The 21,494-nt window shown below is 69.5% G+C and carries 21 protein-coding genes; 11 read left to right on the top strand and 10 right to left on the bottom strand.

What is annotated here, in order from left to right:
• Positions 1-7 precede the first annotated feature (7 nt).
• Positions 8-499: a hypothetical protein gene (locus ACYVJH_RS09760; protein WP_460454454.1), complete on the top strand. Its 492-nt coding sequence runs from the start codon at positions 8-10 to the stop codon at positions 497-499.
• Positions 500-579: 80 nt separating this feature from the next.
• Here ACYVJH_RS09760 and speE read toward each other — a convergent pair whose 3' ends face one another.
• Positions 580-1,431, bottom strand: coding sequence for a polyamine aminopropyltransferase (speE, locus tag ACYVJH_RS09755; protein ID WP_460454453.1), 852 nt, complete (start codon positions 1,429-1,431; stop codon positions 580-582).
• A gap of 110 nt (positions 1,432-1,541) precedes the next feature.
• Here speE and speA point away from each other — a divergent pair, with 110 nt between their 5' ends.
• Entirely contained in the window at positions 1,542-3,446 is a 1,905-nt protein-coding gene (speA, locus tag ACYVJH_RS09750) for an arginine decarboxylase (protein WP_460454452.1), read from the top strand.
• Complete coding sequence (locus ACYVJH_RS09745) at positions 3,443-4,294, top strand: NAD(P)-dependent oxidoreductase (protein ID WP_460454451.1); 852 nt, start codon at positions 3,443-3,445, stop codon at positions 4,292-4,294. Before speA ends, ACYVJH_RS09745 begins: the two co-directional genes overlap by 4 nt.
• On the opposite strand, the gene ACYVJH_RS09740 is transcribed toward ACYVJH_RS09745, so the two are convergent.
• The 5 genes from ACYVJH_RS09740 to radC all read right to left on the bottom strand — a co-directional run bounded on the left by ACYVJH_RS09740 (position 4,281) and on the right by radC (position 9,035).
• Entirely contained in the window at positions 4,281-4,679 is a 399-nt protein-coding gene (locus ACYVJH_RS09740) for a hypothetical protein (RefSeq protein ID WP_460454450.1), read from the bottom strand. The two genes, ACYVJH_RS09745 and ACYVJH_RS09740, sit on opposite strands and share 14 nt — an antisense overlap.
• Before the next feature lie 25 nt (positions 4,680-4,704).
• The gene (locus ACYVJH_RS09735; protein ID WP_460454449.1) at positions 4,705-5,289 is read right to left on the bottom strand and encodes an SPOR domain-containing protein; all 585 of its coding nucleotides are present in this window, start codon (positions 5,287-5,289) and stop codon (positions 4,705-4,707) included.
• Complete coding sequence (argS, locus tag ACYVJH_RS09730) at positions 5,289-7,052, bottom strand: arginine--tRNA ligase (RefSeq protein ID WP_460454448.1); 1,764 nt, start codon at positions 7,050-7,052, stop codon at positions 5,289-5,291. Before argS ends, ACYVJH_RS09735 begins: the two co-directional genes overlap by 1 nt.
• Positions 7,053-7,244: 192 nt before the next feature.
• Complete coding sequence (locus ACYVJH_RS09725) at positions 7,245-8,291, bottom strand: hypothetical protein (RefSeq protein ID WP_460454447.1); 1,047 nt, start codon at positions 8,289-8,291, stop codon at positions 7,245-7,247.
• 69 nt (positions 8,292-8,360) lie between these two features.
• Positions 8,361-9,035, bottom strand: a complete 675-nt coding sequence (gene radC / locus ACYVJH_RS09720) for a RadC family protein (RefSeq protein WP_460454863.1) — start codon at positions 9,033-9,035, stop codon at positions 8,361-8,363.
• Between the two features lie 93 nt (positions 9,036-9,128).
• Between radC and coaBC the strand changes: the two genes are divergently transcribed.
• From coaBC to ACYVJH_RS09705, 3 genes are read left to right on the top strand one after another with little or no spacing between them, the layout of a single operon-like run.
• Entirely contained in the window at positions 9,129-10,334 is a 1,206-nt protein-coding gene (gene coaBC / locus ACYVJH_RS09715; RefSeq protein ID WP_460454446.1) for a bifunctional phosphopantothenoylcysteine decarboxylase/phosphopantothenate--cysteine ligase CoaBC, read from the top strand.
• Positions 10,331-10,789 (top strand): dUTP diphosphatase, encoded by a 459-nt coding sequence (gene dut, locus ACYVJH_RS09710; RefSeq protein ID WP_460454445.1) that lies wholly within the window; start codon positions 10,331-10,333, stop codon positions 10,787-10,789. Before coaBC ends, dut begins: the two co-directional genes overlap by 4 nt.
• 36 nt (positions 10,790-10,825) lie before the next feature.
• Entirely contained in the window at positions 10,826-13,147 is a 2,322-nt protein-coding gene (locus ACYVJH_RS09705; protein WP_460454444.1) for a phosphomannomutase/phosphoglucomutase, read from the top strand.
• A gap of 14 nt (positions 13,148-13,161) precedes the next feature.
• Here ACYVJH_RS09705 and ACYVJH_RS09700 read toward each other — a convergent pair whose 3' ends face one another.
• A complete protein-coding gene (locus ACYVJH_RS09700) occupies positions 13,162-13,851 on the bottom strand; it encodes a DUF4124 domain-containing protein (protein WP_460454443.1) in 690 nt (229 codons plus the stop codon).
• 15 nt (positions 13,852-13,866) lie between these two features.
• Positions 13,867-14,514 (bottom strand): orotate phosphoribosyltransferase, encoded by a 648-nt coding sequence (gene pyrE, locus ACYVJH_RS09695; protein WP_460454442.1) that lies wholly within the window; start codon positions 14,512-14,514, stop codon positions 13,867-13,869.
• Between the two features lie 112 nt (positions 14,515-14,626).
• On the opposite strand from pyrE, the gene ACYVJH_RS09690 reads away from it, so the two are divergent.
• From ACYVJH_RS09690 to ACYVJH_RS09680, 3 genes are read left to right on the top strand one after another with little or no spacing between them, the layout of a single operon-like run.
• Entirely contained in the window at positions 14,627-15,394 is a 768-nt protein-coding gene (locus tag ACYVJH_RS09690; protein WP_460454441.1) for an exodeoxyribonuclease III, read from the top strand.
• Positions 15,391-16,671, top strand: a complete 1,281-nt coding sequence (locus ACYVJH_RS09685; protein ID WP_460454440.1) for an AmpG family muropeptide MFS transporter — start codon at positions 15,391-15,393, stop codon at positions 16,669-16,671. The genes ACYVJH_RS09690 and ACYVJH_RS09685 overlap by 4 nt, the downstream gene beginning before the upstream one ends.
• 57 nt (positions 16,672-16,728) lie before the next feature.
• On the top strand, positions 16,729-17,019 hold the full coding sequence (locus ACYVJH_RS09680) for a hypothetical protein (protein ID WP_460454439.1): 291 nt from the start codon (positions 16,729-16,731) through the stop codon (positions 17,017-17,019).
• A gap of 12 nt (positions 17,020-17,031) precedes the next feature.
• On the opposite strand, the gene ACYVJH_RS09675 is transcribed toward ACYVJH_RS09680, so the two are convergent.
• Complete coding sequence (locus ACYVJH_RS09675) at positions 17,032-18,165, bottom strand: anhydro-N-acetylmuramic acid kinase (protein WP_460454438.1); 1,134 nt, start codon at positions 18,163-18,165, stop codon at positions 17,032-17,034.
• 4 nt (positions 18,166-18,169) lie between these two features.
• Positions 18,170-19,462: a peptidoglycan DD-metalloendopeptidase family protein gene (locus tag ACYVJH_RS09670; RefSeq protein ID WP_460454437.1), complete on the bottom strand. Its 1,293-nt coding sequence runs from the start codon at positions 19,460-19,462 to the stop codon at positions 18,170-18,172.
• Between the two features lie 183 nt (positions 19,463-19,645).
• Between ACYVJH_RS09670 and tyrS the strand changes: the two genes are divergently transcribed.
• Together tyrS and ACYVJH_RS09660 are read left to right on the top strand one after the other, a co-directional pair.
• Entirely contained in the window at positions 19,646-20,857 is a 1,212-nt protein-coding gene (gene tyrS, locus ACYVJH_RS09665; RefSeq protein ID WP_460454436.1) for a tyrosine--tRNA ligase, read from the top strand.
• Positions 20,858-20,883: 26 nt separating this feature from the next.
• The gene (locus tag ACYVJH_RS09660) at positions 20,884-21,381 is read left to right on the top strand and encodes an MgtC/SapB family protein (protein WP_460454435.1); all 498 of its coding nucleotides are present in this window, start codon (positions 20,884-20,886) and stop codon (positions 21,379-21,381) included.
• The last annotated feature ends 113 nt before the right edge of the window (positions 21,382-21,494 follow it).

Raw genomic sequence — 21,494 nt, 5'->3', positions numbered from 1 at the left:
GAACCCCATGAAAACCACCCCCCTGACCCAGGCGGTCGGCCTTGCGCTGGCCGCGACGCTGGCCCTGGCCGGCTGCAAGAAGGACGAAGCGGCGTCGCCGCCGGTCGTGACCCAACCGGCCCCGGCCCCGGCGCCCGCGCCCGTCGCCGCCACGGTGGCGGTCACCGGCGTCAGCCTGGGCACCGACGTCGATGCCGATGGCCGCGTGATCGAAAGCCAGTCGCGCTTCACCCCGAACCAGGCCATCACGGCGTCGGTCAGCACCAACACCAGCGACCCGGTCGCGGCCGTGGCCGGCAGCCTGTCGGCCAAGTGGCTGTACCAGGACGGCCAGGTGGTGAACGAAGAAAGCAACGCCTTCAGCTTCGCCGGCCCCGGCACCACCAACTTCCGGATCAGCAAGCCCGACGGCTGGCCGGTTGGCCGTTACACCCTGGAAATCTCCCTGGACGGCCGCAAGGTCGAAACCCGGGAGTTCACGGTGGTTGCCGGGCAGTAAGCGCCGGGCAACGCGAACAAAAAAGGCCGGCGTCGAGAAGACGCCGGCCTTTTTGTTGGGCCACGCCCGGGCGGCGTGCGTCAGTCGCCCAGGGCCTTCTGCATCATCGGCGGCATCGCCAGCGCGCCCTGGTGCACGGCGGCGGTGTAGTACTGGGTGTCGAAGGGCTTGGCGGCGGCGTCGGCTTCGCGGAAGCCGGTGAGGTCGCGGGCTTCCTTCGAGGCGATCGTGCAGCTCCACCAGCCGGTCGGGTAACACGGCTGCGGGAAGGGCAGGGTGCGGAAGGTGGTGAAGCCGGCGGCGGTCATCGCGTCGCGCATGTCCAGGATCAGCTGCATCAGCGCCAGCGGCGATTCGCTCTGCTGCACCAGCAGGCCGCCCGGGCGCAGGGCCTTCAGGCAGCTTTCGTAGAAGGCCTGGTTGAACAGGCCCTCGGCCGGGCCGACCGGGTCGGTGGAGTCGACGATGATCACGTCGATCGATGCCGGAGCGGCGTTTTTCATGTAGGCGATGCCATCGTCGAACATCACCGTCGCGCGCGGGTCGTCGTTGGACTCGCACAGCTCCGGGAAATACTTCTCGGCCATGCGCGTCACCTGCTCGTCGATGTCGCACTGCACCGCCGTGCGCACGCCCGGGTGGCGCAGCACCTCGCGCAGGGTGCCGCAGTCGCCGCCGCCGATGATCACCACGTCCTTGGGGTCGGCGTGGGTGAACAGCGGCGCGTGGGCCATCATCTCGTGGTAGAAGAAATTGTCGCGCGTGGTCACCATCATCGCGCCGTCGATCAGCATGACGTTGCCCCAGTCGGTGCTCTCGTACATCTCGATCTTCTGGAACGGCGACTGCACTTCCTCGAGCTTGCGCTTCATGCGCAGGCCGAAGGCCGAGCCGGTGTGCTCGAAGTTTTCATGGAGCCAGGTGGTGGTCATCGCGGTTTCCGGGGCAACTGAACGTGGGGGCGCATTGTAACGCCCGCGCATGAACCCACGAGCCCCGGGCGGTACACTACGGACCCACCTTTTCCCCGGAATCCGCGCCCATGCCCGCCTGGTCCCTCGACCGCGCCCGCCACACCTACTCCATTCCCTACTGGAGCGAGGGCTATTTCGACGTGGACGCCCAGGGCCGCATGGTCGTGCGCCCGCGCGGCGCCGGCGGCCCCGAGCTGGCCCTGCCCGAGGTCGTGGCCAAGGCCACCGACGCCGGTCTGAAGCTGCCGCTGCTGCTGCGCTTTTCCGACATCCTGGGCGACCGCCTGGGCAAGCTGCAGGCCGCCTTCGGCCGCGCCATGAAGGAACTCGACTACCAGGGCGGCTACACCGCCGTGTACCCGATCAAGGTGAACCAGCACCGCGGCGTCGCCGGCGAGCTGGCCGCCGCGGGTGGTGAAGGCTTCGGCCTCGAGGCCGGCTCCAAGCCCGAGCTGATGGCCGTGCTGGGCCTGGCCCGCCCGGGCAGCCTGGTCATCTGCAACGGCTACAAGGACCGCGAGTTCATCCGCCTGGCCCTGGTCGGCCGCAAGCTGGGCTTGGAGACCTTCATCGTCATCGAAAAGCCCAGCGAACTGGCCATGGTCATCGAGGAGGCCAAGGCCCTGGACGTGAAGCCGGGCCTGGGCGTGCGCCTGCGCCTGGCCTCGCTGGGCGCCGGCAAGTGGCAGAACAGCGGCGGCGACAAGGCCAAGTTCGGCCTCTCGCCGCGCCAGGTGCTCGACCTGGTCGAGCGCCTCAAGGCCGCCGACATGCTCGACACCCTGCAGCTGCTGCACTTCCACATGGGCAGCCAGATCTCCAACGTGCGCGACATCGCCAACGGCATGCGCGAGGCGGTGCGGTATTTCGTCGAACTCACCCGCCTGGGCTGCAACGTGCGCTTCATGGACTCCGGCGGCGGCCTGGGCGTGGACTACGAAGGCACGCGTTCGCGTGGTTTCTGTTCGATCAACTACGGCCTCGACCAGTACGCCCACACCCTGGTGCAGCCGCTGGCCGAAGCCTGCGCCGAAGAAGGCATCACGCCGCCGCGCATGGTCACCGAAGCCGGCCGCGCGATGACCGCGCACCACGCGGTGATGGTGGTGAACGTGTCGGAAGTCGAGCGCGCGCCCGAAGGCCAGGTGCCACGCTCCGACGACGACGAGCCGTCGGTGGTGCGCCACCTGCGCGAAACCCACGCGGCCCTGGGCGAGCGGCCGGCGCTGGAGCTGTTCCACGAAGCCCAGCACCACCTGGCCGAAGGCCAGGCCCTGTACGCGCTGGGCCAGATCACCCTGCGCCACCGCGCCCGCCTGGACGACCTGTTCTACGCCATCGCCCACGCCGTGCGCGAACGCCTGACGGCGCAGGAGCGCAGCCACCGCGACGTGCTCGACGAGCTCAACGAACGCCTGGTGGACAAGTACTTCGTCAACTTCTCGGTGTTCGAATCGATCCCCGACGTCTGGGCCATCGACCAGGTGTTCCCGATCGTGCCGATCGCGCGCCTGGACGAAGTGCCCGACCGCCGCGGCGTCATCGCCGACCTCACCTGCGATTCCGACGGCCGCATCGACAGCTACGTCGAATCCGAATCGCTCGACAGCTCGCTGGCGCTGCACTCGCCGCGCGAAGGCGAAAGCTACCGGCTTGGCATCTTCATGGTCGGTGCCTACCAGGAGACCCTGGGCGACATCCACAACCTGTTCGGCGACACCGACACCGCCAACGTCGAGCTCGGCGAAGGCGGCGGTTACTCCGTGTCCCGCCAGCGCAAGGGCGACACCACCGACGTGATGCTCGATTACGTCGGCTACGACCTCAACGAACTGCGCATCGCCTACAAGGCCAAGGTGGACGCCGCCGGCCTGCCCCCGGCCGAGGCCGCCAAGCTGCTGGTGGACCTGGAAACCGGCCTCACCGGTTATACCTACCTGCACGAGGAAAACGCCTCCGGAGCACGCGCGTGAGCGCGGGTTTCATCGGCCTGGGCGCGATGGGCGCCCCGATGGCGCGGCACCTGCACGGACGCGGCCTGCTGGCCGTGGTCGGCAATCGCACGGCCGCCAAGGCGCAGGCGCTGGCGGCCGAACTGGGTATCGCCGCAGCGGCCTCGGCCAAGGACTTCGCCGGCTGCGACGTGGTCGCGCTGTGCGTGTCGCTGGACGCCGACGTGCTGGAAAACGTCCAGGCCCTGGCCGGCGTGCTGGCGGCCGGTGCCGTGGTGATCGACCATTCGACGGTGTCGGTGGATACCGCGCGCCAGGCCCGGGCGCTGCTTGCGGCGCGTGGCATCGGTTTCGTCGACGCGCCGGTGTCCGGCGGCGTCGAAGGTGCCCGCAACGGCAAACTGTCGGTCATGGCCGGCGGCAGCGAAGCCGACCTGGCCAAGGCCCGGCCCGTGCTCGAGGCCTATGCCGCCCGCATCACCCACATGGGCGACACCGGCGCCGGCCAGGCCACCAAGGCCGTCAACCAGGTGCTGGTGGCCGGCATCAACGAAGCGGTCTGCGAAGGACTCGCCCTGGGCGAAAAGCTGGGCCTGGACCCGGAAAAACTGCTGCCGACCCTGATGGCTGGCGCGGCCGGCAACTGGTTCCTGGAAAAACGCGGCGCCACCATGCTGGCCAACCAGTTCGTGCCCGGCTTCAAGTGCGGCCACCTGCTCAAGGACCTGCACATCGTGCACGGCATGGCGTCGGACCTTGGTCTGCGCACGCCGGTGGTGGAGCAGGCCCTGGCTGACTACGCCGAATTGGTGGAGCGCGGCGAAGGCGACGCCGACACCTCGGCGCTGATCCTGCTCAAGCGCGGTTGAAGGGTACCCGGTCGGCGGTCAGCCATTCCATCGCCTGCCCGCGTTCGAAGAACAGCCGCATGAAGTGGATGCCCAGGTTGCCGCACTGCACGGCGTAGAACTCGAAGTCCCCGCGGGTCGGGCCATCGGCATCAATCAGGATCGCGATGCGCAGGTCGTTGCCGAAGCCGGCGTCCTCGCCGCGCTTGGGCATGTCGAAGATTTCGGCCGCGCCCAGCGCCAGCCGGGTGCGGCGATGGTCGATCAGGAAACGCGCGCTCTGGAACCGGTGGCCGGCCATCACCGCGTCGCGGGTCAGGTCACGCAGCATGCTCCGGTCGTGCAGACCGTCCGCGGTGACCTGCACCACGTTTTCGTCCGCCAGGTGTTGCACTTGCCAGGTCATCGCGAGTGCTCCCCGCGTTTGAACCTTATTCCGCCCTGATCGCCAGGGCCTCGATGCCATGGTCACCCAGCGCGCGCTTGGCGGCGGCCAGGCTGGCTGCGTTCGGGTAGGGTCCCAGGCGCACGCGGTAGATGGTACCGCCTTCGATCTGCGCCGACTCGACCCGGGCCAGTTCGCCGGTGAGGGCGATGCGCGCCTTCAGGGCTTCGGCGTCGGACGAGGAACGGAAGGCGCCGGCCTGGATCAGGTAGCGCACGCCGTCTGCGACCGGCGGGGTTTCGGGGCTCGGCGGCGCCGCGGCTTCGGCCCGGGCCTGGGCGTCGAGCTCGGCGTCGGGGATCACCACTTCCTTGTCGCGCAGCACGTCGTAGAAGTCGTACTTGGGCTTGCGCGGCTCGGGGGCGTCCTGGGCGACGGGTTCGTCGCTGGCGACAGGCGCGCGTGCCTGCGGGTCGGGCCTGGGCAGCAGCTGGCCGACATCGCCGCCGTTGCGCATCAGCAGCACCACCACGATGACGGCGCCACCGACCAGGCCGCCGAGCAGCCAGACCCAGCCGGGCGTTCCCTGGCGGCCATTGCGTTTGGCCTGGTTCTTGGATCGGCGTGCCATTACATCTTCTCCGGGGCGGAAACGCCCAGCAGGGCCAGGCCGTTGGCGAGCACCTGCTGGGTGGCCTTGGCCAGGCCCAGGCGGGCGTTGCGCAGCTCTTCGTCGGGCACCAGGATCGGCTGGGCGTTGTAGAAGGCGTGGAAGGCGGCGGCCACCTCACGCAGGTAGTTGGCCACGATCTGGGGCGCGCGGCCAAGGGCGGCGGCTTCCACGACTTCCGGGAAGCGCATCAGTTCGTCCACCAGCTCGTCTTCGTGCGGTTCGACCAGGCGCTGGCGCGCCGCCTCGGCGGCACCGCGGTTGTAGCTCAGCTGGCGCTCGGCCAGCTGGTTGAACAGCGAACAGACGCGGGCGTGGGCGTACTGGATGTAATAGACCGGGTTTTCGTTGCTGCGGCTCTTGGCCAGGTCCAGGTCGAAGTCCAGGTGCTGGTCGTTGCCACGCATCACGTAGAAAAAACGCGCCGCGTCGGTGCCCACTTCCTCGCGCAGCTCGCGCAGGGTGACGAAACTGCCGGCGCGGGTGGACATCTGCACGCGCTCGCCGCCACGGAACAGGATGGCGAACTGCACCAGCTGCACCTCGATCTTGGACGGGTCCAGGCCCAGGCCCTGGGCCGCGGCCTTCAGGCGCGCGACATAACCGTGGTGGTCGGCACCGAAGATGTAGATGGCGCGTTCGAAGCCACGCTCGAACTTGCTGAGCAGGTAGCCCAGGTCCGAGGCGAAATAGGTGGTGACGCCGTTTTCGCGGCGCACGACGCGGTCCTTGTCGTCACCGAAGCTGGTGGCGCGGAACCACAGGGCGCCTTCCTGTTCGTACAGGTGGCCCTGCTCTTCAAGCGTGGCGATGGCCCGGTCGACGTAGCCTTCGGTCATCAGCGAGCGTTCGGAGAAGAAGTTGTCGTGGTTGACGCCGAAGCCGGCCAGGTCCTCGCGGATGTCGCCAAGGCACCAGCACAGGCCGGCTTCGAACACCTGGCGGTAGCCGGCGTCGCCCAGCAGCTGCTTGGCGCGGGTGATCAGGCCGTCGACGTGGCTTTCCTTGTCCCCGCCCTGGCCTTCGTCGGGCGGCAGGCCGTCGGTGATCTCGATGGCGCTGTGGCGCAGGCCGTCGCCGGCCTTGGCGCGCAGGCCGCGGGCGATGTCGACGACGTATTCGCCCTTGTAGCCGTTGTCCGGGAAACGCACGTTGACGCCGCCCAGCTCGTGGTAACGCAGCCACACCGATACCGCCAGGATGTCCATCTGCCGGCCGGCGTCGTTGACGTAGTACTCGCGCTGGACCTTGTGGCCGGCGGCGTCGAGCAGGCTGGCCACCGAGGCGCCGTAGGCGGCGCCGCGCCCGTGGCCGACGTGCAGCGGGCCGTTGGGGTTGGCGGAGACGAATTCCACCGTCACCGACTCGCCGCTGCCCTCGGGCGCGCGGCCGTAATCCTTGCCCAGCTCGAACACGCGGCGGATGGTGCCCAGGCGGCAGCCGCGGGCCAGCGTGAAGTTGATGAAGCCCGGGCCGGCGATGGCGACCTTTTCCACGTGCTGAGACGTCGGCAGCGCGGCGACCAGCAGGTCGGCCAGCTCGCGCGGCTTCATGCCGGTGGGCTTGGCCAGCAGCATCGCCACGTTCGAGGCGTAGTCGCCGTGTTCGCGCGTCTTGGTGCGTTCGACCACGAAGGCGGGGGTCGGCAGGTCCTGTGGCAGGCGGCCATGCCGCCTGAGGTCGAGCAGGGCCTGCGCCACGAGTTCGCGAAGGTGGTCTTTCACGGCTGTTTGGGTTTCCACGGGGGTGAACTGGGCATTGTATCGCGCCCGGGGGCGGGTGCTGTCATGGAGCTGTAACTCCGGGGCCCGACAATGCCCCGGCACGCACAGACAACGTGCTCTCTCTAGAACTTTCGGACTGGCCAGTGGGTCGGGTTCCGGGGCAAGGGTCGGCTGACGCCGACCCTCTTTTTTTCAGCTGACCTCGGCGGCGGCGAGCTCGGCGAAGGCGTCCAGCACGGCCTGGCCATTTGCCGGGGGCTGGTCATCGAAGCGCTGCAACAGGCCCGCCGACACCCGGCGCACGCCGGCGCCGTTGGCGATCTTGCCCGGGCCGTAGACCCGCTCGCCCTCGCGGCTGGAAAAGCGGTGCAGCTCGAAGAAGTAAGCCAGCTGGCCCCGGCTCAGGAAGCCCAGGCAGGTCGGGCCGCTGCCGGCCCGGTTCAGGTCGCGGCCGGCCCGGCGCTCGCGCTCGCGGCACAGGCGCAGGGCGCTGTCGGCCAGCAGGTCGAAGCGCTCGCCGACGTTGGCGGTGTCGATATCGGCGGCCAGGCGGCCCAGGCGTTCGCCGCGTTTGGCGGCCGGGTCGGACGTCCAGTCCGGACGTTCGCCGTCCAGCCACAGGCCCAGGCCGCGCGCCAGGGCACCGCCGGCGGCGGTGGCCAGTTCGGCCGCCTCGGGGTGGGGCAGGGGCCGGGCATCGAAGGTGCTGCCGGCGATCATCAGTTCAAGGGTAATGAAGGTTTCCCGGTCGGCTTCGGGCGAAAAGCCGCAGGCCGACAGGATGCGGAAGGTTTCGGCGATCGAGGCCGCTTCGTTGCCGCCCACCGGGCCGGGCGGCTGGAAGGATTCGCGCTGCCGCAGATCGTGGCAGGCGCTGAACACCAGCAGGGCCAGCCAGTCGGCCGGCGGCAGCGAGCCGTGGCCGAGGGCGTCGATCAGATGGCCCAGGCGACGCTCGGCCACTTCCATGACGTGGGTTTCGCAGTGGTAATCGTGCAGGTCGTCGCCAAGCCGGCCATGGCGCAGGCCCAGGCGGGCGAGTCCGAGCACGGAGGCATCCACGTGCCGGGCCAGGTCGGCGGAGTCGAAGCCGCTGCCGGCGGCGCGTGCGCCGGCGGCTTCCAGTCGCGGCACCAGGCTGGCGTCGCTTTCAGACAACAGCCGATGGGCGGCCGCCACGTCGGGCAGCGCCGCCTCGACGGCGTCGCCAGGGTAAAGATTCGAAATCCCGAGGATCACGCCAGCTCCCGAGCCCCCTGCCTGCCCTGAGTATACGTAGCCGCGGGCGCGAGTCAGCCAGCCAAGGTGTCACAGGGCCCCCAGCCGGGCCATCGAACAGGCGGGACCGTCGCCGACGATGAAGTGGTCCAGCAGCCTCACCTCCACCAGGCCCAGGGCCTGGCGCAGTCGGACGGTGACGGCGCGGTCGGCGGCGCTGGGTTCGGTGCAGCCACTGGGATGGTTGTGGCCCAGGATCACCGCTGCGGCGTGGTGCGCCAGGCAGCGCTGCACGACCTCGCGCGGATGCACCTCGGCACCGTCGAGGGTGCCGCGGAACAGCTCCTCGAAGGCGATCACCCGGTGCCGGGTATCCAGAAACAGGCAGGCGAAGACTTCGTAGGGCAGGGCCCGCAGCCGGCGCGTGAGGTAGTCGCCGGCCTTGCCGGGGTCGGTGAGTGCTTCGCCGCGGGCCAGGCCCTGGGCCAGGTGTCGGTGGCCCAGTTCGACAACGGCCGCCAGCCGGCAGGCGCGGGCAGGGCCCAGGCCGGGCAGCCGGGCCAGTGCAGGGGCCGGCCGGTCCAGCAGTCCGCGCAGACCGCCGGCCGCGGCCAGCAGCCGCCGGGCCACCGCCACCGCGTCGGCGCCGCGCTGGCCGGTGCCCAGCAGCAAGGCCAGCACCTCGGCGTCCGACAGCGCCGCCGCGCCCCGGCTGAGCAGCTTTTCGCGGGGTCGTTCGGGCTCGGGCCAGTCCTGCAAGCGCATGGCGGCAGGGTGGCTCGCCGGGACGCGCCGGGACATCGGGGCGCCAGGGCGCTTCGGGTAAGCTAGGTGCGTTCAGCAAGGTAAGGAAACCCGGTGCACGAGCTGAAGGGACAACGCATCCTGCTTGGCGTGAGTGGCGGCATCGCCGCCTACAAGGCCGCCGACCTGGTGCGCCGCCTGCAGGACGCGGGTGCCGAAGTACGCGTGGTGATGACCGAGGCGGCCCGCCATTTCGTCGGCACGACCACCTTCCAGGCCCTTTCCGGGCACCCGGTGCGCTGCTCGCTCTGGGACGAGGCCGCCGAGGCCGCGATGGGCCACATCGAACTGGCCCGCTGGGCCACCCGCGTGCTGGTCGCGCCGGCCACGGCCAATACCTTGCGTCGCCTGGCCCAGGGCCAGGCCAACGACCTGCTTTCCACCCTGTGCCTGGCCAGCGAGGCACCGCTGCTGCTGGCGCCGGCGATGAACCGCGTGATGTGGGCGCACCCGGCGACCCAGGCCAACCTCGCCACCCTGGTGGCACGCGGGGCGCAGGTCATCGGTCCGGGCCGCGGCGACCAGGCCTGCGGCGAGGTCGGCGAAGGCCGGCTGTCCGAGCCCATGGAAATCGTGGCCGCCGTGGCCGCCAGCCTGCGGCCCCCGCGCCTGGAAGGCCGGCGCATCCTGGTCAGCGCCGGTCCCACCTTCGAGGACGTCGACCCGGTGCGTTTCCTGGGCAACCGCAGCTCCGGGAAGATGGGTTTCGCCGTGGCCGACGCCGCGCGCCGCATGGGCGCGGAAGTCACCCTGGTCGCCGGCCCGGTGTCGCTGCCGACGCCGCCGGGGGTCACCCGCATCGACGTGCGCCGCGCGGCGCAGATGCGCGACGCGGTGCTGGCGGCGCTGCCGGGGCAGGACGCCTACATCGGCGCCGCCGCCGTCGCCGACTACGCGCCGGCCGAGACCCTGCCGCAGAAGCTCAAGAAGTCCGGCGACAGCCTCACGCTCACCCTGGTGCGCACGCCGGACATCCTGGCCGACGTCGCCGCGCACGCGGCGCGGCCGCGGCTGGTGGTGGGTTTTGCCGCCGAAACCAGCGACCTGGAGGCCTACGCCCGCGACAAGCTGCACCGCAAGGGCCTGGACCTGATCGCGGCCAATGACGTGTCACGCCCCGGCCAGGGCTTCGAGTCCGATGAAAACGCCCTGGCGGTATTCTGGCGCGACGGCCGGCACGATATCGGCCACGGCCCGAAGTCGCGCGTCGCCACCGAGCTGCTGCTGCTGATCGCCCAACGCCTGGAAGCCATGCAATGACCGTCGATATCCAATTCAAGCGCCTGGACGCGCGCCTTGGCAGTGAGTTCCCGCTGCCGGACTACGCCACCGCGCACTCGGCCGGCATGGACCTGCGGGCAATGATCCAGGCGCCGCTGGAGCTCGCGCCAGGTGACGCCGAGCTCGTGCCCACCGGCCTCGCCATCCATATTGGCGACCCCGGGCTGTGTGCCACGATCCTGCCGCGATCGGGCCTGGGGCATAAACACGGACTGGTGCTGGGCAACCTGGTCGGGCTGATCGATGCCGATTACCAGGGTCCCTTGATGGTGAGCCTCTGGAATCGTGGGCCGAAACCGCTCACCATCAGCCCGGGGGACCGTGTCGCCCAACTGGTCTTCCTGCCCGTGGCCCGGGCCGCGCTGCGCCAGGTGGAAGAATTCGAACTCAGCGCGCGCGGTGAAGGTGGCTTCGGCCACACCGGCACGCGCTGAACGGGGCGGGAAACCGCGCCGGGAACAGGGGGAAGCATGAAATCGTCCGGAAAAAACCCGCTCCATTCCATCAAGCCGACCTGGCTGCTGGCGGCCTTGGCCCTGCTGCTGGCGGCCTGGTTCACCTGGTCCGGTGTCCAGGACCTGGGCGCGACCCGCCTGCAGACCCAGGTGGACACCAGTCGCCTGTCCGCCGGCGCCGGGGTGACCGAGCGCGTCCAGGAAGCGGTTTCCGAACTTGAGGAACGGCGCGTGCGTTTTGCCCTCGCCACCGCCCTGCAGCGTGGCGACCAGGCTGCCGCCGACAGTGTGATCAAGGGCGGTTGGGCGGAGGTCGAAGCCGTCGAGTGGCACGACCCGGGGCTGGACGCGGCCTATGCGGATCCGGCCGCGTTTGGCTACGGCAAGCTCGGCGTGATCGAGCTGGCGCTGCAGGACAACGCCAGCCGCGCCGCCGTCGTGATGGACGCCGGCGCACCGCGCCTCGCCCTGGCGGCGCCGGTGCTGGCCGAGGGTCTGGTGCTGTCGGTGGTCTACGTGCGCCTGCCCCTGGACACGTTGGTGGGCCCGCTGCAGAGCGCGCAACTGTCGGACAGCGGCTACCTGGCGCTTCGCCAGGGCCGGCACAACGTATTCGAGCGCGGCGATCTGGAATTGGCCTCGTCGGCGGAGTTCGGCTCCGTGCCGGTGGCCGGCACCCGCATGCGCGTGGTCGCGGCGGCGCCGGCCGGCAGCGGCGGCATGCTCACCAACTTCCTGCTGGCGGGCCTGGGCTTCATGATCGCAGGCGGCCTGCTGCTTCAGCCACGCCTGAAGCTGCGTCGGAAGTCCGACGACGACGAGGTCGAGGACGTGCCCGTCGGCAATGCCCCGACCCTGGCCGAATTGCAGGCCAGCGGCCGGGTCAATCCGCCCGAGCCCGCCGCGGGCGCCGTTTCCAAGCCGGTGATGCCGCCCCTGCCGGACAGCCCTGCCCGCGCGGTGCTCGACCGCAGCATCTTCCGCGCCTACGACATCCGCGGCGTGGTCGGGAAGACCCTGAACGAAGAAACCGCGCGCCTGATCGGCCAGGCCATCGGCAGCGTCATGCACGCCCAGGGCGCGAAGGCGATCGTGGTTGGCCGCGATGGCAGGCTGTCGTCGCCGCGCATGGCCGACGCCCTCATCGACGGCCTGCGCCGCGCCGGCCGTGAAGTCTTCGACATCGGCGAAGCGCCGACGCCGGTGACCTATTTCGCCGGCTACCACTTGCGTGCGGGCTCCTGCGTGTCGGTCACCGGCAGCCACAACCCGCCCGACTACAACGGCTTCAAGATCGTCATCGAAGGCGAGACGCTGGCCGGCGACGCCATCCAGAAACTTTACGAGCGCATCGTCGAGAACGACCTGCACGAGTCCGAAGAACAAGGCCTGGCAAGCAAACGCGATATCGCCGCGGACTACACGAGCCGCATCGCAGGCGACATCCAGATCGAGCGCAAGCTCAAGGTCGTCGTGGACTGCGGCAGCGGCATCGCGGGCGCGTTCGCGCCGCAGGTCCTGGAGGCGATCGGCGCCGACGTCGAGCCCCTGTTCTGCGAGGTCGACGGCACCTTCCCGCACCACCACCCCGATCCCAGCGACCCGGCCAACCTGCGCGACCTGGTGAACGTGGTGCAGCGCGTGGACGCCGACCTGGGCCTGGCCTTCGACGGCGACGGCGACCGCCTGGGCGTGGTCACCCGCTCGGGCGAGATGATTTACCCGGACCGCCTGCTGATGCTGTTCGCCGCCGACGTGCTGGAACGCAATCCGGGCGCCTGCATCATCTACGACGTCAAGTGCACCGGTCACCTGGCCATGCACATCCTGCGCCACGGCGGCAGCCCGCTGATGTGGAAGACCGGGCATTCGCTGATCAAGGCCAAAATGCGCGAATCCGAAGCCGAACTGGCTGGCGAGATGAGCGGCCACTTCTTCTTCCGCGAGCGCTGGTATGGCTTCGACGACGCGATCTACGCCGCCGCGCGCCTGCTCGAGATCCTGTCGAGCCGGGCCGAGACGCCGCAGGAAGTGTTCGACACCCTGCCCAAGGGCGTGTCCACGCCGGAGCTGAAGATCCAGGTCGAGGAAGGCCGCCAGTACACCTTCATCGAGGAGTTCCTGGCCAAGGCGAAGTTCGAGGGCGCACGCCTGGCCACCATCGACGGGCTGCGCGCCGACTGGCCCGACGGCTGGGGCTTGGTGCGGGCGTCGAACACGACGCCGGTGCTGGTGCTGCGCTTCGACGCCAAGGACGAAGCGGCGCTCGAGCGCATCAAGACGGCGTTCCGCGAGCAGCTGCTGGCCACGGACCCGTCGCTGCAGCTGCCGTTCTGACCGCCTGAGGCGGTTCAGCCGGTCGGGGTTTCCTCGGCCGGCTGCGAGGGCGCCGCCGCGGGGGCGGACGGCGTCTCATCGCCACCCTTGAGTTCGCGGAAGCGCTGGACCAGGTATTCCAGGTCTTCGTCGAGCTTCATCAGCTCGGCCTGCTTGAGCACCAGCATGTTCTGCTGCTTGGTCATTTCCTGGCGCAGTTCGCGGATGGTGGCGGCCTGCTTGGCATTGACCGGCTGGCCCGCCAGTTCGGCTTCGGACGCATCGGCCAGCAGGCTGGTCAGGCTGTTGCGCTGGCTGCCGATGCCCGCCTCGATGGCGTTGAGGTTTTCCTGCATCAGGGTGACGCGCACGCCGTAGGAGCGGCGCAGGTCTTCTTCGGTCTGGAAGGAGGCCAGCATGGCTTCTTCGGTCTGGCGCTGCTTTTCGTCGGCGCGCTGCCGGACTTCCCTTTCGGCGGCCAGGCGATCGAACTCGGCCTGTTCCTCGGGCGTGAGCGCGCGACCGACTTCACCGGTGGTGCGGCCGCTGCTGGCGCTGATTTCGGTGCGGGCCTGTTCCAGGGCCTCGGCCGGCAGGGTGTCGGAGAACTGCACCTTGCCGTCCTTGTCCACCCAGCGGTAGAGCTTCTTGGCCTTCTCCTGGCCGGCGGCGGCGCCGGAGGCGAGCAGGAGGGCGAGGGCGATGCAGGTCAGTCTGGTCTTCATGCGGGGCTCCGGCGTTCAGCGACGGCTTCCATAGGCAGAACGATACGCCACCAGGGCGTCCTTGTGCCCGGCCAGGCCGGGCCGCTCGTCGGCGTGGGCCAGCAGTTCGTCCAGGCCGGCGACGGCGAACACCGGCAGGCCGAACTCCGCCGTGACTTCTTCGGCGGCCGAACGTTCACCTTCCTGGCCACGCTCCTGGCGGTCGAGCGCGATCAGCACGCCGCAGGCTTCGCCGCCGGCCTCGGTGATGATGCGGATCGACTCGCGGATGGCGGTGCCGGCGGTGATGACGTCGTCCACGATCAGCACGCGGCCGCGCACCGGCGCCCCGATCAGGCTGCCGCCTTCGCCGTGGGCCTTGGCTTCCTTGCGATTGAAGGCCACCGGCACGTCGCGGCCCCGCGCGGCCAGCGCCACCGACAGGGTGGTGGCCAGGGGGATGCCCTTGTAGGCCGGCCCGAACAGCATGTCGTAGGCCAGGCCGGAGGCCTCCAGCGCGTCGGCGTAACACTCGCCCAGCGCCTTGAGCGCCGCGCCGGAGTCGAACAGGCCGGCATTGAAGAAATACGGGCTGGTGCGGCCGGATTTGAGGGTGAACTGGCCGAAGCGCAGGACCTGCCGGTCCAGCGCCAGGTCCAGGAATCGGCTCTGGTGCGGTTTCATGGGGCAACCCGGTGGGCAAAACCCGATTGTGCAACAGCAGGCCCGTCGCCGGCACCCGCGTCGGCGCGGGTTTGGGCTAACCTTTCGGGTAAATCGAACCGGTCCCCCCGCCTTGAGAATCATCAGCTTCAACGCCAACGGCATCCGTTCGGCGGCCAGCAAGGGTTTTTTCCACTGGCTGCAGGACCAGGACGCCGACATCGTCTGCATCCAGGAAACCAAGGCCCAGGAACACCAGCTCGGTGCTGCCGAGCTGCGCCCGGCCGGTTACCACGCCCATTTCCGCGACGCGACCACCAAGAAGGGCTATAGCGGCGTCGGCATCTACAGCCGCCAGGCGCCCGACCAGGTGCTGACCGGCCTGGGCTGGCCGGACTTCGACGAGGAGGGGCGTTACATCGAGGCGCGTTTCGGCAACCTGAGCGTGGTGTCGCTGTATTTCCCGTCCGGCTCGTCGGGCGACGTGCGCCAGGACTACAAGTTCCGCTGCATGGACTGGATCACGCCGATCTTCGACCAGTGGCTGGCCAGTGGCCGCGACTACGTGATCTGCGGCGACTGGAACATCGTGCACACCCGCAAGGACATCCGGAACTGGACATCGAACCAGAAGAACTCCGGCTGCCTGCCGCAGGAGCGCGCCTGGCTGGACACGCTGTTCAATGAGCGTGGCTGGGTGGACAGCTACCGCCACCTGCGCCCCGACGGCGAGGACTACACCTGGTGGAGCCAGCGTGGCGCCGCCCGCGCCAAGAACGTGGGCTGGCGCATCGATTACCAGGTGGTGTCGCCTTCGCTGCGCGACCGACTGCGCGACTGCAGCATCCACCCGGAACCGAAGTTCAGCGACCACGCGCCCTTCGTGGTGGATTACGCGTGAGCGCGGATGCCACGGCTCCGCAGGCACGCGGCTGGCGCGGGGTGCTGTCCGCGTTCAGCACGCCCTCGGCCCTGACCATGTGCCTGCTGGGATTCGGAAGCGGACTTCCCTTCCTGCTGGTGGGCTACGTGCTGTCGATCTGGCTGCGCGAGGCCGGCTATGACCTGGGGCTGATCGGGCTGCTCAGCTACATCGGTCTTTTTTATGCCCTCAAGTTCGTCTGGGCGCCGGTGCTCGATCGCTATCCGCTGCCCTGGCTGGGGCGCCGGCGCGGCTGGCTGTTTGCTTCGCAGTTGCTTCTGGCCGCCGGCCTGGCCGGCATGGCGCTGCTGGGGCCGGGCGCGGGCCTGCCCCTGTTCATCCTGCTGGCTGGCGTCGCGGCGTTCGCGGGTGCGACCCAGGACATCGCGGTGGACGCCTACCGCATCGAGATCGCCCCGGTCGAAGCCCAGGGCGCGCTGGCGGCGACCTATACCCTGGGCTACCGGCTGGGTTTGATCGCCAGCACGGTCGGCGTGCTGTACGTGGCGGAGTTCTGGGACTGGCGCGTGGCCTACCTGGCGATGGCCGCGCTGATGATCCCGCCGCTGCTCACCACGCTGGTCGCGCGCGAACCGGAATCAACCGTCCCGCTGGGTCCCCGCGGTGGCTTCGTGCAGGCCTTCGTGGGTCCGTTCGTGGAGTTCTTCCGCCGCAATGGCTGGGTGCTGGCCGTGGCATTGCTTGCGTTCGTGGGTCTGTACAAGCTCCCGGACCAGATGCTGGGCGTGATTGCCGGCCCGTATTACCTCGACTCGGGCTTCGACAAGGCCCAGATCGCCAACATCTCCAAGCTCTACGGCGTGCCGATCGGCATTGCCGGCGCCTTTGTCGGCGGCATGGCGGTGGCGGCCATCGGCCTGCGCTGGTCGCTGGCGGTGGCGGCGGTCGGGGTGGCGCTGTCGAACCTGCTCTTCATCCTGATGTCGGTGCATCCGGGCGAACTGTGGGCGTTCATGGCGGCGATCTCGGGCGACAATTTCTCCCAGGGCTTCGCCGGAACGGTGCTCGTGGCGTTCATGTCCGCGCTGGCCAACCGCAGCTACACTGCCACCCAATACGCGCTGCTTGGTTCGCTGGCCAACCTGCCGGGCAAGCTGATCGGCGGCGTATCGGGTTTCATGGTGGAGGCGAGCAGCTACACGGCTTTCTTCGTATTCAGCACGCTGTCGATCGTGCCGACCCTGCTTCTGCTGCTCTGGCTGTGGCCCAGGTTGGCGCCGCGACCAACAGCCTGAACTTTTGCCCGGGGCCGCTGTGGTCGTATGCTGGGCGTCCCCCCGAGGATCGAGGCCATGGCCGACTTCCTGCTGCGCGACATCGACGAGCGTATTGCCGAGCGCATCAAGGAGATGGCTCGCCAGAAGGGCTGGCCGCTCAACGACGTCATCCTGCACCTGCTCAAGCAGTCGCTGGGCATCATCGAGCCGGAACCGGCGCCGGAGCCGGGCGACATCGCCCGCCTCACCGGCTCCTGGAACGACGACGAAAGCCGGGCCTTCGCCGAAGCCATGGAAGCGCTCAACAGCCTGCCCGACGACGCCCCGTCTTACATGGCGCCACCGGGCAAGAAGCCTGGCGGCTAGCCCACCGCGTCTTCAGGCGCGGTGGATGGCGCCCAGCACCCGCGGCCCGCGGGCGCCGGTAACTGCCGGCAGGTTGCCCGGCCGGCCGGCCAGGGTTTCCCGGGCCAGCCACGCGAACCCAGCGGCTTCGACGAAATCCGGGTCTATGCCCACGCTGGCGGTGCTGGCCACGGCGATGCCGGGCAGCCGCGCCGCCAGCCGGCGCATCAGCTCCGGATTGTGCACGCCGCCGCCGCAGGCCAGCAGGCGCCGGCAGCCCGGCATTTCCCGGAGCAGGGCATCGGCCACCGTGGCGGCGCTCAGTTCACACAGGGTGGCCTGGACGTCGGCCGGGGACTGGTCGCCGAGCCGGGCCTGCAGCCACTGCAGCTGGAACTGGTCGCGGCCAGTGCTCTTGGGCGGCGGCAGGGCGAACCACGGCTCGGCCAGCAGCGCGGCCAGCAACGGTGCATCCACCCGGCCTTCGGCGGCAAAGGCGCCACCGCGGTCGTAGGGCTGCTGGCGATGGCGCAGGCACCAGGCGTCCATCAGGCCGTTGGCCGGACCCGTGTCGAAGCCGCGGACGTCGCCCTGGCGGGGCAGCAGGCTCAGGTTGGCGATACCACCCAGGTTGAGCACCGCGCGGTCTTCCCCCGGGTCGCGCAGCACCGCGGCGTGGAAGGCCGGCATCAGCGGCGCGCCCTGGCCACCGGCCGCGACGTCGCGGCGGCGGAAGTCGGCGACGGTGGTGATGCCGGTGGTTTCGGCGATCACGCTGGCATCGCCCAGCTGCAGTGAGAAGGGCGCGGCGCCGCGGGGGTCGTGGCGCAGGGTCTGGCCGTGCGAGCCGATGGCGGTGACGTCTCCGGCGGCCGCGCCGGCATCCGCCAGCGCCTGGCTGGCCGCCTGCGCGAAGGCCTGGCCGAGGCGGGTGTCGAGCCGGCCCAGGTCATCCAGGCTCAGCCGCGCCTCGGCCTGTGACAGCCGCAGCACGTCCTCGAGCAGATCCGGGGGCAAGGGGTAGGTGCGGCCGAACAGCACGCATGGCGACGGCTCGAAGCGCACCAGGGCCGCATCGATGCCGTCGGCGCTGGTGCCCGAGATCAGGCCAAGAAAAAGCCCGCCGTCGGTGGCGGCGGGCTCGTTCGGGTCGCCGGACGGCGCCATGGCGTCAGCGCGAGGCCAGGCGGGTTCCGCCGACGCGCCGGAGCTGGGCCATGGCCGGGGCCGTGGCGGCGCGGAAGGCGGCCAGTTCGGCGCCGGCCAGCGGGTCGGGCTTGGGCATGGTGACGGTCAGCGGGTCGCGGTGGGCGCCGTTGACGCGGAATTCGTAGTGCAGGTGCGGGCCACTGGCCAGGCCCGTGGCACCGACGTAGCCGATGGTGGCGCCCTGCTGCACGCGCTGGCCGACCTTGTGCTTGCCCAGGCGGGACATGTGCGCATAGAGCGTGGTGTAACCGCGGCCGTGGTCGACGATGATGGTGCGGCCGTAACCACGCTGCCAGCCGGCGAAGGCGATGCGGCCATCGCCGGCGGACATGATCGGCGTGCCGGTCACGGCGGCGTAGTCCACGCCCTTGTGTGCGCGCACCGTGCCCAGCACCGGGTGCTTGCGGCGCGGGTTGAAGCGCGAGCTGATGCGGGCGAACTCGATCGGCATGCGCATGAAGCCCTTCTTCAGCGGCCGGCCGGCGAGGTCGAAATATTCCGCCTTGCCGTTGCGCTCGAAGCGCAGGGCGGTGAACTCCTTGCCGCGGTTGGAGAAGCTGGCGGCGACGAGGCCACCGCTGCGCAGGCGTTCGCCGTCGCGCCAGATTTCCTCGTAAACGACCTGGAAGGTGTCGCCGACGCGCAGGTCCTGGGTGAAGTCGATGTCGTAGGAGAAGGCGTTGGCCATCTCGTTGATGACCGCCGGGCCCAGGCCGGCCTTGGCGCCGGCGGCGTACAGCGAGCTGTCGATCTCGCCGCTGGCGATCATGACGCGGCGCTCGAGCGGGCGCTCGATCACCTTCTCCACGTACTTGCCGCCCACGCGCTGGATTTCAACATTGGCGCCTTCGTCGCGCGCGAAGCGCAGGCCGCGGAGTTCGCCGTCCGGGCCCAGGTCGAAGCCCAGTTCGGCACCGGCGCGCACGCGCGAGAGCGCCTTTCGGGCGCTGGGCAGTTCCAGCACCTGCAGCATCTCGGCCGCCGGCACGCCCATGTCGGAGAACACCGCGCCCAGGGTCTGGCCGCTTTCCACCGTGACCGACTGCCAGGCCGGGCCGCTGGCGGCGGCGGGGGCCGGGTCGTCCTTCGTCGCCGGCGGCAGGGCCAGTGCGACCACGCGCCGGACCTCGGCGTCTTCCGCCCCGCGCATGGCGGAGGCGAAACCGGGGATGATGGTGGCAACTAGCACGGCAAGGGCGGCAAACAGGCTGGCGAGGATCCAGTGATCCCGGGACCAGCGGCTGGGGGAAAACATTTCGCGGTGTTGCAAGGGCTTCCCCCGCCAAGTGGTGATGTCGGGCTACGATAACCAGCAATAAATACCAGCGTCAAACCCTTGTCCCTGCTGGATTTTTCCGGCTGCTCCCTTTAACTTTAGGTTAACCTCAGTTTAACGGCGGCCCCCCAGGCCGGCCCTGCCCCCGGAACACCCCAAGCCATGTCCGAAATCGACCACGCCCTTGAACTGATCGGCCGCGGTGCCGACGAGATTCTCAAGCCCGCCGAGCTGGCCGCCCGCCTGCGCGAGGGCCGCCCGCTGCGGGTGAAGGCCGGTTTCGACCCGACCGCGCCCGACCTGCACCTGGGCCACACGGTCCTGCTCAACAAGATGCGGCAGTTCCAGGACCTGGGGCACCGGGTGATCTTCCTGATCGGCGACTTCACCGGGATGATCGGCGACCCCACCGGCAAGAACGCCACCCGCAAGCCGCTGACGCCCGACGACGTCGCGGCCAATGCGCGCACCTACGAAGACCAGGTATTCAAGGTGCTCGACCGCGAGCGCACCGAAGTGCGCTTCAATTCCGAGTGGTTCGGCAAGATGGCGGCGGCCGACATGATCCGCCTGGCCGGGCAGCACACCGTGGCGCGCATGCTCGAGCGCGACGACTTCGCCAAGCGCTACGCCGCGCAGCAGTCGATCGCCATCCACGAGTTCCTCTACCCGCTGGTGCAGGGCTACGACTCCGTGGCGCTGAAAGCCGATGTCGAGCTGGGCGGCACCGACCAGAAGTTCAACCTGCTGATGGGCCGCGGCCTGCAGGAACACTACGGCCAGAAGCCGCAGGTGGTGCTGACCATGCCCCTGCTCGAGGGCCTGGACGGCGTCAACAAGATGTCCAAGTCCCTGGGCAACTACATCGGCATCAACGAGCCGGCGATCGACATCGTCACCAAGGCAATGAAGGTCGGCGACGACCTGATGTGGCGCTGGTACGAATTGCTCAGCTTCGACGTCTCGCTGTCGGCGCTTGCCAGGATGAAGCAGGACGTTGCGTCGGGTGCGCTCAATCCACGTGACGCCAAGCTGGGCCTGGCCCGCGAACTGGCGGCGCGTTTCCACGGCGCCGCCGCGGCCGAACAGGCCGTCGCCGGCTGGCACGCGGTGGTGCGCGGGGAAGGCGATACATCCCTTCTGCCGCAGGCGGACATCAGCGTGCCGGCCGACGGTCTGCGCATCGCCGCGCTGCTGGTGGCCGCGGGCCTGGTGGCTTCGAACTCCGAAGGCAACCGCAAGTTGAAGGAGCGTGCGGTGCGCATCGACGGCGAAGCCTTCGAGGATGCGCAGCGCCTGTTCACCGCCGGTTTCGAAGGCGTGTTGCAGGTTGGCAAGCGCAACTTCGCGCGGGTGCGCCTGACCCAGGCCTGAGGCCCGCGCCGCACCACGGAGGCGCGATGGACGGCCTGTTCGAAAACTGGCAACTGCAGCTGCAGCTGGTGGGCACCATGCTGGTGGCCATGGTCCTGGGAGGCGCCATCGGCTACGAACGCGAAATGAAGAACCGGCCCGCGGGCTTTCGCACGCACATGCTGGTGGCGGGCGCCGCGGCGCTGCTGGTTGGGCTGGTGGACCTGCTGGCGCACCGCTATTCGGCCGAGGTCTACAGCAACCTGGTGCGCATCGATCCGATCCGTCTCATCGAGGCCATGGTCGCGGCGGTCGGTTTCCTGGGCGCAGGCACGATCTTCCGCAGCGGCAACGAGTCGGTGGTGACCGGCATCACCACGGCCGCTTCGCTGCTGATGGTCGCGGTCATAGGCATCGCCGTGGGCGTGCACAGCTACGTGCTGGCGGTGGCCGCAACCGCACTGACGCTGGCCGTGCTGGCGGTCCTGGGCTGGCTGGAACGCCGTCGCGACGCGGCCGGCGACACCCCCTCTTCCCAATCCTGATCCATGCCGCTATAGTTCGCGGCCCTCGACGGCCCGGACGGTGTCGGGGGGCAAAAAAGGGCGTCGAAAAGGTGTTGACGTCCTTGGAAACTCTCGTATAATGTGCGGCTCCC

The organism is Arenimonas aestuarii (assembly GCF_054781715.1).
The sequence above is the reverse complement of the archived record's forward strand: the minus strand, read 5'-3'. Positions and strand labels throughout refer to the sequence as shown.